The following is a 12,100-nucleotide window of genomic DNA, read 5'->3' on the forward strand; positions in this document are numbered from 1 at the left end:
GTTCATGGCCTCAGAGACGAGTGCGGCAACGGTGGCCGACGGGCTTGTCGGACGACTCGTGGACTGGGGCGTCGAACGCATCTTCGGCTTCGCCGGGGACGGCATCGACCCGATCCTGGCCGCCCTGCACCGGCGGCAGGGCGACATCGAGCTCGTCACCGCGCGGCACGAGGAGATGGCGGCGTTCATGGCGACCGGCCACGCCAAGTACTCGGGCGGTGTCGGCGTGTGCCTCGCGACCCAGGGCCCCGGCGCCATCCACCTGCTGAACGGCCTCTACGACGCGAAGCTCGACCGCAAGCCCGTGGTGGCGATCGTCGGACAGGTCGTCACCACCGCACTCGGTGCCGGCTACCTCCAGGAGGTCGACCTGCCGACGCTGTTCAAGGACGTGTGCGCGCAGTACGTGCAGACGGTCGTGTCCCCCCTGCAGGTGCAGCACGTCATCGACGACGCGTTCCGCACGGCGATGGCCACCTCGAGCCCGGTCTGCGTCATCGTGCCGCACGACGTGCAGAAGGCGGACCTGCCCCAGGGTGAGCAGCACTCCCACGGGATCGTCCACTCGTCCACCGAGTACACCGGCTCGCGCGCGGTCCCTCTCGACGACGACCTTCGCCGGGCCGCCGAACTCCTGACGGCCGGCGAACGGGTCGCCGTGCTGGTCGGCCAGGGCGCGGCCCGAGCGCCCGACGAGGTCCGGGCCGTCGTCGAGCGCCTCGGGGCCGGCCTCACCACCTCGCTCCTCGGCAAGCCCGTGCTGGACGAGTCGCTGCCCTACCACTGCGGCGTCATGGGCCATCTGGGCACGACCGCCTCGGCGGACCTCATGGCGGGCTGCGACACCCTGCTGATCGTCGGGAGCAACGACCCGTGGACCGAGTTCTACCCACCGCCCGGCCAGGCGCGCACCGTCCAGGTCGACATCACGGGCCGCAACATCGGGACCAAGCAGGCGGTCGACGTCGCGCTGGTCGGGGACGCCGGCCCCACCCTCTCCGCGCTGCTGCCGATGCTTCCCGAGCGACCTGGCTGGCGGTCGCAGGTCGAGGGGTTCGTCAACGCCTGGCACGACGTCGCGCAGCAGCGCACCGCGCAGGAGGCGCGGCCGCTCAACCCGCAGCTCGTCGTGCACGAGCTGAGCGGACAGCTACCCTCCGACGCGCAGGTCGCCGTCGATGTCGGCTCGGTCACCTACTGGTACGCCCGCTTCCTGCGCCTGCCTGACGGCGTCCCCGCACACCTGTCGAGCACCCTCGCGTCCATGGGGTCCGCGCTGCCCTACGGCCTCGCGGCGAAGCTGCTGCACCCCGACCGGCCCGTCGTCGCGCTCGCGGGCGACGGCGCGATGCAGATGAACGGGCTGTCGGAGCTCATCACCGTCGCGGCCCGGTGGCGCGACTGGGCCGACCCCCGGTTCGTCGTCCTCGTGCTCGCCAACGGCGACCTCGCGGAAGTGTCCTGGGAGCAGCGTGAGATGGAGGGGGACCCGCGGTTCCCGACGTCGCAGGAGGTCCCACCGTTCCCGTACGCCGGCTACGCCGAGCTGCTCGGACTCCGGGGGCTGCGCGTCGACGCGCCGCACCAGGTCGCGGACGCCTGGCGCACGGCGCTCACGGCCGACAGGCCGGTGGTCATCGAGGCCGTCGTCGACCGGGACGTGCCGCTCCTGGCGCCACGCCAGCCCCAGGAGAAGGTCGACCAGATGGACCGTGGCGCGGCCCAGGAGCCCGACAGCGAGCACGCCCGCACGCTGCTGCGCGAGCAGCGGGCGCACGAGGAGCGCGGTCCGGAGGACGCGGCCTGAGCACGGAGGCGGTGACCTTGGCGGCTACTGCGGCGCGAGGAAGGCAGCCAGGAGCGGTCGACGCCCGTCCGGCCACGTCCAGTCTGCGAGCCCTTCCGCCACGCGCTCCCAGCCGAGCCGCTCGTAGAGACGGATGGCCGCCCCGCCGTCGTCGACCGTGTCGAGGGCGAGCCGCAGCCCACACTCGGCCGCATCCGCACCGACATGGTCGAGCAGTGCCGTCGCGGCCCGGGAACGACGCGCCGACGGGACGACGAACAGCCGGCTGACCCCGGCGAGCCCGGCGAGCGGGACTGCCGCGGCGGCGGCGAGCCGGTCCGCGAAGACGACCCGCTCGCCGGCGACGAGCAGGGCGTGCCCGACGACGGCGTGACCGGCGAGCGCGACCCAGGCGGCCAGGGTGCCGGCCGGCGTCAGCCACGCCGCGGGGTCGACGGGCCACACCACCGGATAGCCGTCGTGCTCGTGGACCACGCGCAGTGCGGCCGCAGCCTGGGCGAGGCGCTGGTCGCGCGGGGCGATCCGCAGGTCTCCGGTCGGGGGCACGGGGGAGAGCGTGGTCCTGCTTGCTCGTCCGTGCAAGACGAGCCGCGACAGGGCGGCGCCGTCGGCAGCTCGGCCTAGGCCCGCGGCGTGTCCGGGACGGCGTCCGGCGTCGGCAGGTCCACGAACGAGTACGGGGGCCACGGCCCCAGGTAGCGGATGCGGACGGCAGGCTGCTCGTCCTGGATCGCCGCGAGCTCCCGGCCGACGGCCTCGACTCCGTCGCGCGGCACGAGCAGCGCGGCGTCCAGGACGGGGACGACGTCGGGGTCGGCCTGGGGCCGGCGCGCCTCGCTCACGTCCTCGCTCGCCGCCGCCAGGCGGCGCCGGTAGTCGGGGTACAGGCTCTCGGCGAGCGCCTCGGCCACGGCCCGGGTCCGCTGGTCCAGGCGCTTGCGCATCAGGCGCTGCACGCCGGGAGGCTTGGCAGCGACCTCGGCGCGCAGCGCCGCGATGTCTGGGTCCCCGGCGGCGGCCTCCTCGGGCGCCAGCGCGATCCCGACGCGCAGCTCGGTACGTCCCTCCAGCGCCGCGCACCGGGCGAGCAGATCGGCGGAGTGCGTCGCGAGCCAGTCGACGAGCCGCCGCTGCGGCGGCTCGTCCTCACCCGGAGCGACGATCACGTTGAAGCTCGCGGGAAGCACGGTCTCGCCCCGCTGCCACAAGCGGTCGACGACGTCGCTGTGCTCGAGCACCCATCGGCGCACGTCGTCGTCGGGGCCCGTGTACGGCCCGGCGGTGTGGTCGTGCACGACCGCGGCCGGGCCCTCGGGCGTCGACACCAGCCGCAGGCCGCGGCCGTCGATCCCGGTGCCGAGCGCCGTGGGACGCCCGGCCACCACCGCGTAGACGTAGAGGCCGGCCTCGGTCACGGCGACAGCTCCTCGGTGAACGGGTTGACCAGCCGGTCGACCAGGTCGTCGACCACGTCGTCCAGCCCGCGGCGCAGGTCGGCCACGGAGCCGGCGATGCCGTGGTCGTCCTTGAGCTGCTCGAGGGCGTCGTCGAGGTCCAGCAGCGCCTGACCCAGCCGGTCCTGCTCCTCCTCGGTCAGCTCGCCGCCCTCGATGCGGCGCACCGCCTGGCTCTCGAGCGCCTCCTGGATGATCTCGACCAGCGTCACCACGAGCGTCAGCACGCCTTCCTTGAGGCAGCGTTCGTCGACGTTCAGCGTCATGCCGCGCCTCCTCGGTGGTCGTCCGCGTGCTGCACCTGCTGCAGCGCTCGGAGCAGCCGCACCCAGCGCCCGGTGTCCGTTGCCGCGAGCCGGAACCTCCCGGCCGCACCCGTCACCACGACGACCTCCCGGCCGACAGGGGAGTGCCCTGCCTCGATCTCCACGCCGACGACGTCGCCCGGTGCCAGCCGCACGGCTGCCCTGGCGTCGCGGGTGCTGCGCCACGTCAGACCGCCCGCGTCGTCGACCGCCCCGATGCCGCCCCGCCAGACCGGCGTGCGGACGCGCGGCTCCTGGTACCAGAGCGGACCCTCGGCCAGCGGGAGGGGCTTCGCCGGGTCAGGTGAGCCCCCGGGCGGCTCGAGGAGCAGGTCGCGCAGGCGCTGGGGTGCCGCGGCCGACAGCAGCGCCGTCCCCCGAGGCGTGCGGACGGCCACCCGTGTGCGGGGCTCGCCGCCGATGCTGCGTTCTTCGTGCAGGCCGACGTCTGCGATGTCGGCCAGGGCCACCTGCCACACCAGCTCGCGCGGCTCGGACCGCCACACCAGGAGCCGTCGCGAGGTGAGGTAGACGGTTCCCGGCCGCCACGTGACGAACGGTTCCTCCTGGCGGTAGCCGCCCGCCATGCGCGCGACGACGTCCTCGTCCTCGTCGAGCGGCACCCGGCGGGCGAGGGAGCGGCGTACCCACTCGCGCGTCTGGGCGTCCCAGCGGCGCATCATCCCGTACTCGAGCATGGTCTCGATGCCGGCGATGGTGGCGCGCAGGTTCACGCCGATCAAGGGGATGTCCGCCACCGTGACGATGAGGTCCAGGTCCAGGTAGACACCCTTGTTCAGCAACACCTCGAGCAGGTCGGGCAGCGTGGCGCGCGTGCTCCGCGTCGGCTGAAGCACGCGCGAGCCGCTCCGGCCTGGCGCGGTGAGCGTCCCGGTCTCACTCATCGTCGTCGGCCGGCTCCTCGCGGTCGGAGTCCTCGTCGCCCTCGGAGGATGCGGTGACGTCGCCCTGGTCCTGCGCCTCGAGCGCCCGCGCGCTGCGCCACCCGCACCACGGGCAGAACTCCTCGAGCAGCTGCTGCGTGGGCGACTCCTTGCCGCAGCTGGGGCACGTCTCCTTCGGCTCGAGAGCCTGCTGCCACGCGACCGTTCCCGTCTCCGTGCCGCCCGGGAACTCCAGCCCGTAGCGGGCGGCCGTCTCGAACGACGCCAGCGCGGCACGGATCCGGATGCCCAGCAGCTCGACGCCCGCGACCGACACCATGATGTCGGCGTTGAGGACGAGGCCCTTGTCGAGCAGGGTCTCCACGACGTGCGCGAGCGTGCCCTCGCGTTCGCGCTGCGGTTCCAGCCGGCCGGCAGACCTGCTGGTGGTCAGGCTCATCCGTGGTCACCAGCCCTGCCGCGGACGTACCGCCTGGTCCGCCGGAAGCCCATGAGCTCGCCGCCCTCGTCGAGCTGCACCTCGTACTCGGCCATGATGTCGGCAGTGCTGGGCACGTGCCTGTCCTCCACGGCCTCGAGCACGACGGACCAGCCGTCGTCCAGGTGCTCCACGGCCACGACGCTCTCGACGTGGTGCCGACCCAGCATGCCGAACTGCTCCAGGGCCGCACGAGCAGCCTCACCCGCGGACAGCCTCGGCTTGGCGTGAGTGGGCTCCGGCTTCTTCTCGGGCGGGTCTGCCTGCCGGGGCTGAGCCTTCCTCACCGGCGGGCGACTGACCTTGCGTTCGCCGGCAGGGCGGCGCGCGGGGCGGGCGTCCTGGGACGTCTCGGTCTCGGTCTCGGTCTCGGACTCGGTCATCGTTGCCCTCCTTGCCGGCCGGGCCTCTCGGCTTCCACGAGCCGGGCGACCAGCTCGTCCTCGAGCGCGTCAGCGGTCGCGTCGTCGATCTCTCCTTGCGCCCTCGCCTCGTCGACCCGCTCGAGCCCGCGGCGGATCGAGGCCGGGTCGTAGTACTGGCGCTCTGCCTCCGCGAGGATCTGCTCGGCGAGCCAGATGGTGCCGCGCACGGGCGCCAGAGGCAGCGAGACGAGCTCCCAGAGGAGGCCCACGGCTCAGGGCTCCACGAAGTCGTACGGCGGCTGCGGGCCCACGAGCCGGAAGACGATCCGGCCCGAAGCCTGTTCGGCGACCGCATCGAGGGCGTCCTCGAACCGCGTGACGCGCGACCTCGGGACGAGGACGGCGACGTCGAGCACGGTTTCGACCTCCGACTCCGGGCGGTGCCGCAGCTCGGTCGCGTGCGCCGCGACGACCTCCTCGATCGCTGGCGCGTCGGCGGCCCGCTTTCGTTCGAACCCGGCCACGACCAGCTCGCCCAGCCGGATGCGGTCGTAATACATCGCGTCCTCAGGCTGGTCGCGGGTGGCGTCCCGCAGCTGCGCGATCTCCGGCTCTTCTTCCAGGAGCTCTGCCATGATCTGGTCCCGCACGTACCGGGCGCGCACGCTGAGCTGAACCAGATCGCGCAGCCGGCGGAGCTGGTCGGCATAGTCGGCCTCGTCCTCGTCCGCCAGCTCGGCGACGAGGTTCTCCACATCGGACGCCGTCGTGCCGAACCGCACCGGGAGGACCGGCGCCTCCGCGGCGACGGCGTCCAGGACCCCGGCGTGCGCGCGCACTGCCGCCGCCGTCGCGACCTGGTCGGCGGGGGAGAGGTCGGAGACGACGGCATCGACGTCGCCCGCGGACACGGTGCGGACCGGCTCGCGTCCGACGCCGATGAGGTCGGCCGAGATCGCGGCGCCGTGCTGCACGAGGCCGTAGAGGTACAGCACCTGCTCAGAGGTTGTCGCCGTCATCAGCCCTCGTCCTTCCGTCTGCGAGCTGGCTGGCCCTCGGCGTCGTCGCTGCGCTGCCGCGGGCGCGACGACTGGCTCTGCTGGCTCTGCGCGCTCGCCTGGGGAGGCTTCTCCTCCTCCTCCGAACCGGTGAGAGCGTCCTTGATGCCGCCGAGGACCCCCTTGGTCTTCGAGCTGGCCGCGCCCTCCGTCATGTCCGACACGAGCCCGGGCAGGTCGCGCGGGCCGGTCTTCATCAGGTCGAGCCGGTTCGTGGCCTCGGCGAACTTCAGGTAGGTGTCGACGCTCGCGATCACGATGCGTGCGTCGATGGTGATGACCTCGATCCCGACGAGGGACACCCGGACGAAGGCGTCGATGACGAGTCCTTTGTCAAGGATCATCTCGACGACGTCGGCCAGCGAGGAGCTTCTCGGTCGCTCGAGGTAGCCGCCGTGCGAGCCGTGCGAGCGGCTCATGGTGGTCTGGCTCATGCCGGCTCCTCCGTTTCGGCGTTCTGCTCGTCACCCGACTCTTCGCTCTTCCGGTTGCGCTGCCGGCCGCGGCGCTGCTGGTTTCCCTGTGTGCTCGTGCTCCGTGCGCTGCCCTGCCGGCTCGTGCTCTTTTCGTCGCGCTGCTTGCTCGTGCTCTGCTCGTCCTTGCTCGTGCTCTGCTCGTCGCTCTGGCGCTCCTTCCGGACCTCCTCGTGGGTGCGCGTCACCTCGCCGTCGTGGATCTCCGCCCAGTAACCCTCGAAGTCGTCAGGGCGCAGCACGACCTCGGTCATGACGAACCGGATGAAGAACTTGAGCTCGAGCCGCACGCGGCGGTTGGCCGCACGCCACAGGTTCGCCGTCTTCTCCATGAACCCCTGCGGGTGGTACTCGAGCACCAGCGCGATCCTGGTCAGGTCGTCGCCGAGCGAGTGGAAGGTGACGATGCCGCTGATGTGGCCCTTGGCGCCCGTCGAGTCCCAGCGGATGCGGCTCCCCGGCACCTGGTCGGTGATCGTGGTCTCCCACTCGCGATGCGACCAGAAGACCTGGCCCTTGAGCTTGGCCTTGTTCTCCTCGGTGTCCAGCTCCGCGTGCTCGAGCTTCTTCATGAACTGCGGCCACTGGTCGTACGTCGTCCAGGCGGAGAAGACCACGTCGACCGGGGCTCCGATGTCGTAGCTCTCGACGATGTTGTTGAACTTGAACTTCTTGCTGGCCTTGCCGCCGCCGCCGCCGCCGCCGAACACCTCCTTGGCCTTTTCCTTCACTCCGGTCAAGACGCCGGACAGCCCCGCCTTGATCGGGTTCTCACCGTTCTTCACACGTTCGGTGCTCTCGTCGACGGCGGCGCCGCGCGCGGAGCTGGCGCCCCGCTGAGAGCCGCTGTCGCTACCGGAAGACCGGTCGTCGTCGCCGATCGAGGTCAGCCTGTCCGACAGGCCGCCGATCGAGCCGGACAGCCGGTCGACCAACCGGTCGCTCAGGGCCCGGGCGTAGCCTGCGGCCGCGCCCTTGAGGGGGGCCATGGCAAGCGACCCGGTCGTGCTGCGGGTGGTGTCACTCATGTGTCTGCTCCTTTGCTCGGGGGAGCGGCGTCACGCCTCGCTCCGGTCGCTGCTCCGGGTCGACGAACGGCCGCCGCGGGACCGCGACGCCGTGCTCGTCGAGCGCGACGACGTGCTGGTCGAGCGCTTGCGCGCCCGGGGGCGCTCGGGCTCGGGCTCAGGCTCAGGCTCCTCGTCGGCCGGCTCCTCGGGCTCTTCCTCTGCAGGCTCCTCGTCCTCCGCAGGCTCCTCGTCCTCGGCGGGCTCCTCGTCGACGGCCTCCTCGTACTCGTCCTCGTCGGCCGGCTCCTCGGCCTCGCCCTCGTACTCGTCCTCGGCGGGCTCCTCGCCCTCGTCCTCGGCGGGCTCCTCGCCCTCGTCCTCGGCGGGCTCCTCGTACTCGTCCTCGGCAGGCTCCTCGGCCTCGTCCTCGGCAGGCTCCTCGTCGTAGTCCTGCGACTCCTCGTCGACAGGCTCCTCCTCGGGCTCCTGCTGGTCCTCCTGACGCTGGTCGAGGTCCTCGTCGGCGGATCGGCTCTTGCGACGTCGGCCCGTCGCAGCCCCGGCTGCCTTGCCCGCAGCATCGGTCGCCTTGCCGCCGGCAGCCTTCACCGTCTCGGTCGACCGGGACGCGAGGGCCGTCGTCCGCCGTTCGAGGTTGCCCCGCAGCGAGTCGACGCCGCGGGTAGCAGCCGCGACGGCAGCGGTCTTCGCGGCACCGCCAAGCTTGTGGGTCACGTCGTCGGCCAGCTGTTGCACCTGCGGCGACTCGAGGATCGTCTGGCCGACTTGCATCAGCCGCTGACGGTCGAGCTTCTGCCCGCTGACGACGCCGGCGAGCATGAGTGCGGTCTTCATTCTCTTGGTGCGGCCAAGGACGTAACCGCCCAGCAGCACGCCCGCGAGCTTGAGCTTCGAGTCCATCGTCTTCACCACGATCGGTCGGTCCAGCGCGGGCTACCGCTCCGAACCCGTCTCAGCCAGGTTCTGACGGGCGGCCCCAGCTCGCATCTCAGCCCGGGGCCGATCCCCCCGCCCTGAGGCCCACAGATGGGTCGTGACCAGCCAGGTGGCAAGTTGTGCGTACGCCGACGCCGCGGGCGTCGCGGATTTACTCGAGCGTCTGAAAGACTCCCGCCGTGATGGGAACGATCCTCGCGTTCGGTGGTGGCGGCTTCTCCATGTCGGACGACGGCGCGTCCGCGCTCGACGACTACCTGCTCGACCTCACCGGGAGGTCACGCCCGCGCGTCTGCTTCGTCCCGACGGCGAGCGGCGATGCCGACGCGTACAGCCAGCGGTTCGAGGCCGCGTTCGCGGGCCGGGCCGAGACCTCGGTGCTGTCGCTCTTCTGCCACCAGCCGTGGGGGTACTCGGACCCGAAGGTCCTGCTGGAGCAGGACGTCGTCTACGTCGGGGGCGGCTCGACGGCGAACCTGCTCGCGGTCTGGCGGCTGCACGACCTGCCCGAGGTGCTCCGCGACGCGGCGGCGAACGGGACGATCCTCGCCGGCGTCAGCGCGGGGATGAACTGCTGGTTCGAGGGCTCGTCGACGGACTCGTTCGGACCGCTCGCGCCGCTGACCGACGGGCTCGGGTTCGTCCCGGCCAGCGCCTGTCCCCACTACCTGGGCGAGCCAGGGCGGCGCGAGAAGTACCTCGGCTGGGTCGGTGCGGGCGTCCTCGGCGACGGCTACGCCGTCGACGACTACGCGGCGGTCCTGCTGCGCGACGGCGAGCTGGTGGAGGCGGTGGCCGAAAAGCCCGGTCGGCCGGTGTTCCGCGTCGAGCGCCGCGGTGACGGCGCGGTCGAGCTCGAGGTCCCGGTCCAGACGCTCGCCGCCGGCTGACGCGCGCCGGCCGAGGTCAGACGTACCGCGCGACGACCTCGCGCACGGCAGTCACGTAGCCCGGGTTGGGACCGCAGGTCGCCAGGACCGCCAGGAGCTCGCGCAGGTTGAGGATGCGCGCATGCTCGCGCCAGCCGGCGTCGAGCGGGCGCACCTCGGCGTACGCGTCGAAGAACACCTCGGGCACACCGCCGGTGCAGAACATCATGGCGACGTCGATCTCGGGCCACGCGTAGCTGACCGCGGGGTCGACGAACACCGGGCCGCCACCGAGGGAGGCGATGAGGTTGTTGCGCCACAGGTCGCCGTGCGTGAGCGCGGCGCCGTGGTCGGGGAGCAGGTCGGGCAGGCGGGCGCACAGGCGCTCGATCCCGGCGCGGTCGGCCGCGTCGAGCGCGGCCTCGACGCCGGGCTCGGTCAGATAGCGCAGCACGCGCTTCTCCGCGAAGAACCGGTGGCCGTCGGTGTCCCACGCGTTGTGCTGCCGGAACAGGCCGAGCCAACCGTCCGCCGCCCAGCCGTGCCGGTCGCAGCGGACCGCGTGCAGCCCCGCGACGGCGCGTCCGGCGGCCTCCCAGTACGCGTCGCCGTCGGGCAGCTGCGGCTCCAGCGCCTCGAGGACGAGGGCGTGCTGTTCGACGGCGATCACCCCGGGCGTCGGCAGTCCGCCGAGCTGCGCCAGCACCTCGAGGCCCGCCGCCTCGGTCGCGAACATCCCCTCCGCGGCGTCGGCGGACGCCTTCACCACCACCGCGCGGCCGTCGTCGAGCACGCACCGCCACACCGGGTGCGCGGTGCCACCGGTCAGCCTCTGCGCGCTGCGCGCCACGATGCCGGGCGGGAGAAAGCGCGCGGGCGGAGCATCCGGCGACGGGGGAGCGGCGACGGCGACCGCCTGCGGCGATGTGCTCACCGGGCGAGGGTAGCGCCCAGCGGCGCCTGGGCCTGGGCAGGGTGCTGCCCCCGGCACCCCGGGGGCGGCAAGGGCTAGCCGCGGGCGGGTCCAGGCGACCTACGACGTGGGCGCGCCGATGAACTCCCAGTGCCACGGCTCCGGCTTGGAGCCGTTCTCGCGGGCCCAATCAGGCAGTTCCCAGCCGAAGTTGGTCGCGTTCTCCCGCATCCAGCGGTGCGGGGCGGTGCCGAAGCGGTTGACTTCTGTGCCCAGGTCGACGGCGATGCCCCAGCCGTGGTTCGACGTGCCAGGGGTGGCGGCCAGGTGCCCCACCCGCGCTCGAGCGGCGACCTGTCCGTCGAACGACCGGTAGGAGTCGGTGATCCCGAGGTCGTGGCCGAACTCGGCCCGGAACGCGATGTTGAGGCGCTCGAGCTGAGCAGCGGCGTCGGGGCGGAGGCTGTGCCCCGGGGCCCAGGAGAGCTCGCTCAGCAGGTCGAGGGGCAGGCGGCCGTTCGCGTACCCGCTCGTGATGTCCGCGTAGGCGCTCAGGCGCTCGGCGTCCGCGCGGGCTTCGGCGGCCTGCGCGGCCAGTACCTGGGCGGGCGTCGGAGGCGCCGGCTCGACGGCGACGGCGGCGGGCTCGGCCCCGCTCAGCAGGAGCTCGAGCGCGGAGGTCGACTGCTCGAGCGCGACGGCCAGGGCGACCGGCGCGTCCGAAGTGACGGTCTCGTCGCCCGTGTACGTCGCGGCGGTCTGCAGCGCGGTCTCGACGGCGGCGGCGACCTCCGGGTCGGCGGGCGCGGGCGTGTCGCCCTCGTTCGCGCGCTGGACCAGCTCATGCAGGACGGCCGAAGAGTCCAGGACCTCGGCGCGCTGTGTCGGAGTGGAGCGCCCCTCGGTGGCGACGAGCTTCGCGGCCCTGGTCAGCGCGCCGTTGGCCGCCTCGAGAGCCTCGCCCGCGTCGGGCAGCTCGGTGGATGCGTCGTCGACCGACGCGGTGCGCTCTCCAGAGCGACCGGCGGCGCCCGTACGGCCCCGGAGCGCCGCCCCCGCGCCGTCGGTGGCCAGGACGGCGTTCGGGACGAAGGGCGAGGCACCGGCAGCCGGGTCGACCATGACGGTCGCCACCAGGATCGCCGACGCGACCGCGGCGAGACGCCAGGTCTGGGTCAGACGGCTGAGCTGCGCCCGACGGCTGATCTGCGCCCAACGGCTGTGCTGCTCGCCCCGCTCGGCCTCGCGGCGCTCCGCACGGGTGAGCGGCACGGCCTGCTCCTGCGGTGCGGGGACGTCGGGGGCGTCGGGAACGGCGCGCGCCGGCGCCTCCGGCGCACCGGGGAGGTGCAGCGACGCGCGCATCGGGTACTGCTTCGGCATGAACCAGGGCCTCGGGTCGACGACAAGACCCGACGACATTAGGTGTCTGGGCGTGGGTCCTTGTGCGCGTGACGCGTTGTGTGTACACGGGCCGGTCACGAGCGCTTCGTGGCGCCCTGTGGC

The 12,100-nt window shown here is 72.8% G+C and carries 15 protein-coding genes; 2 read left to right on the forward strand and 13 right to left on the reverse strand.

What is annotated here, in order from left to right:
* The first annotated feature begins 4 nt into the window (after positions 1–4).
* A complete protein-coding gene (locus ACO4JP_RS09505) occupies positions 5–1,807 on the forward strand; it encodes a thiamine pyrophosphate-requiring protein (protein WP_425953447.1) in 1,803 nt (600 codons plus the stop codon).
* Between the two features lie 24 nt (positions 1,808–1,831).
* Here the strand turns inward: ACO4JP_RS09505 and ACO4JP_RS09510 are convergent, their stop codons facing one another.
* From ACO4JP_RS09510 to ACO4JP_RS09560, 11 genes are all read right to left on the reverse strand, one after another.
* Positions 1,832–2,353, reverse strand: a complete 522-nt coding sequence (locus tag ACO4JP_RS09510) for a GNAT family N-acetyltransferase (RefSeq protein ID WP_425953448.1) — start codon at positions 2,351–2,353, stop codon at positions 1,832–1,834.
* Between the two features lie 74 nt (positions 2,354–2,427).
* Complete coding sequence (locus ACO4JP_RS09515; protein ID WP_425953449.1) at positions 2,428–3,222, reverse strand: GvpL/GvpF family gas vesicle protein; 795 nt, start codon at positions 3,220–3,222, stop codon at positions 2,428–2,430.
* A complete protein-coding gene (locus tag ACO4JP_RS09520; RefSeq protein WP_425953450.1) occupies positions 3,219–3,527 on the reverse strand; it encodes a gas vesicle protein K in 309 nt (102 codons plus the stop codon). The genes ACO4JP_RS09515 and ACO4JP_RS09520 overlap by 4 nt, the downstream gene beginning before the upstream one ends.
* Positions 3,524–4,471 (reverse strand): gas vesicle protein, encoded by a 948-nt coding sequence (locus tag ACO4JP_RS09525; RefSeq protein ID WP_425953451.1) that lies wholly within the window; start codon positions 4,469–4,471, stop codon positions 3,524–3,526. Before ACO4JP_RS09525 ends, ACO4JP_RS09520 begins: the two co-directional genes overlap by 4 nt.
* Positions 4,464–4,910, reverse strand: coding sequence for a gas vesicle protein (locus ACO4JP_RS09530; RefSeq protein ID WP_425953452.1), 447 nt, complete (start codon positions 4,908–4,910; stop codon positions 4,464–4,466). Before ACO4JP_RS09530 ends, ACO4JP_RS09525 begins: the two co-directional genes overlap by 8 nt.
* Positions 4,907–5,332, reverse strand: coding sequence for a gas vesicle protein GvpO (gvpO, locus tag ACO4JP_RS09535; protein ID WP_425953453.1), 426 nt, complete (start codon positions 5,330–5,332; stop codon positions 4,907–4,909). The genes ACO4JP_RS09530 and gvpO overlap by 4 nt, the downstream gene beginning before the upstream one ends.
* A complete protein-coding gene (locus ACO4JP_RS09540) occupies positions 5,329–5,583 on the reverse strand; it encodes a gas vesicle protein GvpG (protein WP_425953454.1) in 255 nt (84 codons plus the stop codon). The genes gvpO and ACO4JP_RS09540 overlap by 4 nt, the downstream gene beginning before the upstream one ends.
* Positions 5,584–5,586: 3 nt before the next feature.
* Positions 5,587–6,333, reverse strand: a complete 747-nt coding sequence (locus ACO4JP_RS09545) for a GvpL/GvpF family gas vesicle protein (protein ID WP_425953455.1) — start codon at positions 6,331–6,333, stop codon at positions 5,587–5,589.
* A complete protein-coding gene (gvpJ, locus tag ACO4JP_RS09550; protein WP_425953456.1) occupies positions 6,333–6,806 on the reverse strand; it encodes a gas vesicle protein GvpJ in 474 nt (157 codons plus the stop codon). The genes ACO4JP_RS09545 and gvpJ overlap by 1 nt, the downstream gene beginning before the upstream one ends.
* Positions 6,803–7,873: an SRPBCC family protein gene (locus ACO4JP_RS09555; RefSeq protein ID WP_425953457.1), complete on the reverse strand. Its 1,071-nt coding sequence runs from the start codon at positions 7,871–7,873 to the stop codon at positions 6,803–6,805. The genes gvpJ and ACO4JP_RS09555 overlap by 4 nt, the downstream gene beginning before the upstream one ends.
* A gap of 30 nt (positions 7,874–7,903) precedes the next feature.
* Complete coding sequence (locus ACO4JP_RS09560; protein ID WP_425953458.1) at positions 7,904–8,776, reverse strand: hypothetical protein; 873 nt, start codon at positions 8,774–8,776, stop codon at positions 7,904–7,906.
* A 218-nt stretch (positions 8,777–8,994) separates the two neighbouring features.
* Here ACO4JP_RS09560 and ACO4JP_RS09565 point away from each other — a divergent pair, with 218 nt between their 5' ends.
* On the forward strand, positions 8,995–9,702 hold the full coding sequence (locus tag ACO4JP_RS09565) for a Type 1 glutamine amidotransferase-like domain-containing protein (protein WP_425957082.1): 708 nt from the start codon (positions 8,995–8,997) through the stop codon (positions 9,700–9,702).
* Between the two features lie 16 nt (positions 9,703–9,718).
* On the opposite strand, the gene ACO4JP_RS09570 is transcribed toward ACO4JP_RS09565, so the two are convergent.
* Together ACO4JP_RS09570 and ACO4JP_RS09575 are read right to left on the reverse strand one after the other, a co-directional pair.
* Positions 9,719–10,615 carry a fructosamine kinase family protein gene (locus ACO4JP_RS09570; protein ID WP_425953459.1) on the reverse strand — a complete coding sequence of 299 codons (897 nt, stop codon included), beginning with the start codon at positions 10,613–10,615 and terminating at the stop codon, positions 9,719–9,721.
* Between the two features lie 99 nt (positions 10,616–10,714).
* Complete coding sequence (locus ACO4JP_RS09575; RefSeq protein WP_425953460.1) at positions 10,715–11,977, reverse strand: D-alanyl-D-alanine carboxypeptidase family protein; 1,263 nt, start codon at positions 11,975–11,977, stop codon at positions 10,715–10,717.
* Between the last annotated feature and the right edge of the window lie 123 nt (positions 11,978–12,100).

The organism is Xylanimonas sp. McL0601 (assembly GCF_049852175.1).
Taxonomy (GTDB): Bacteria; Actinomycetota; Actinomycetes; order Actinomycetales; family Cellulomonadaceae; genus Xylanimonas.

Bases quoted from the DNA above. Each gene is read 5' to 3' on its own strand.
- ACO4JP_RS09505 (WP_425953447.1), top strand. From the start codon at position 5: ATGGCCTCAGAGACGAGTGCGGCAACGGTGGCCGACGGGCTTGTCGGA.
- ACO4JP_RS09530 (WP_425953452.1), bottom strand. From the start codon at position 4,910: ATGAGCCTGACCACCAGCAGGTCTGCCGGCCGGCTGGAACCGCAGCGC.
- ACO4JP_RS09565 (WP_425957082.1), top strand. From the start codon at position 8,995: ATGGGAACGATCCTCGCGTTCGGTGGTGGCGGCTTCTCCATGTCGGAC.
- gvpJ (WP_425953456.1), bottom strand. From the start codon at position 6,806: ATGAGCCAGACCACCATGAGCCGCTCGCACGGCTCGCACGGCGGCTAC.
- gvpO (WP_425953453.1), bottom strand. From the start codon at position 5,332: ATGACCGAGTCCGAGACCGAGACCGAGACCGAGACGTCCCAGGACGCC.
- ACO4JP_RS09520 (WP_425953450.1), bottom strand. From the start codon at position 3,527: ATGACGCTGAACGTCGACGAACGCTGCCTCAAGGAAGGCGTGCTGACG.
- ACO4JP_RS09555 (WP_425953457.1), bottom strand. From the start codon at position 7,873: ATGAGTGACACCACCCGCAGCACGACCGGGTCGCTTGCCATGGCCCCC.
- ACO4JP_RS09575 (WP_425953460.1), bottom strand. From the start codon at position 11,977: ATGCCGAAGCAGTACCCGATGCGCGCGTCGCTGCACCTCCCCGGTGCG.
- ACO4JP_RS09560 (WP_425953458.1), bottom strand. From the start codon at position 8,776: ATGGACTCGAAGCTCAAGCTCGCGGGCGTGCTGCTGGGCGGTTACGTC.
- ACO4JP_RS09525 (WP_425953451.1), bottom strand. From the start codon at position 4,471: ATGAGTGAGACCGGGACGCTCACCGCGCCAGGCCGGAGCGGCTCGCGC.
- ACO4JP_RS09545 (WP_425953455.1), bottom strand. From the start codon at position 6,333: ATGACGGCGACAACCTCTGAGCAGGTGCTGTACCTCTACGGCCTCGTG.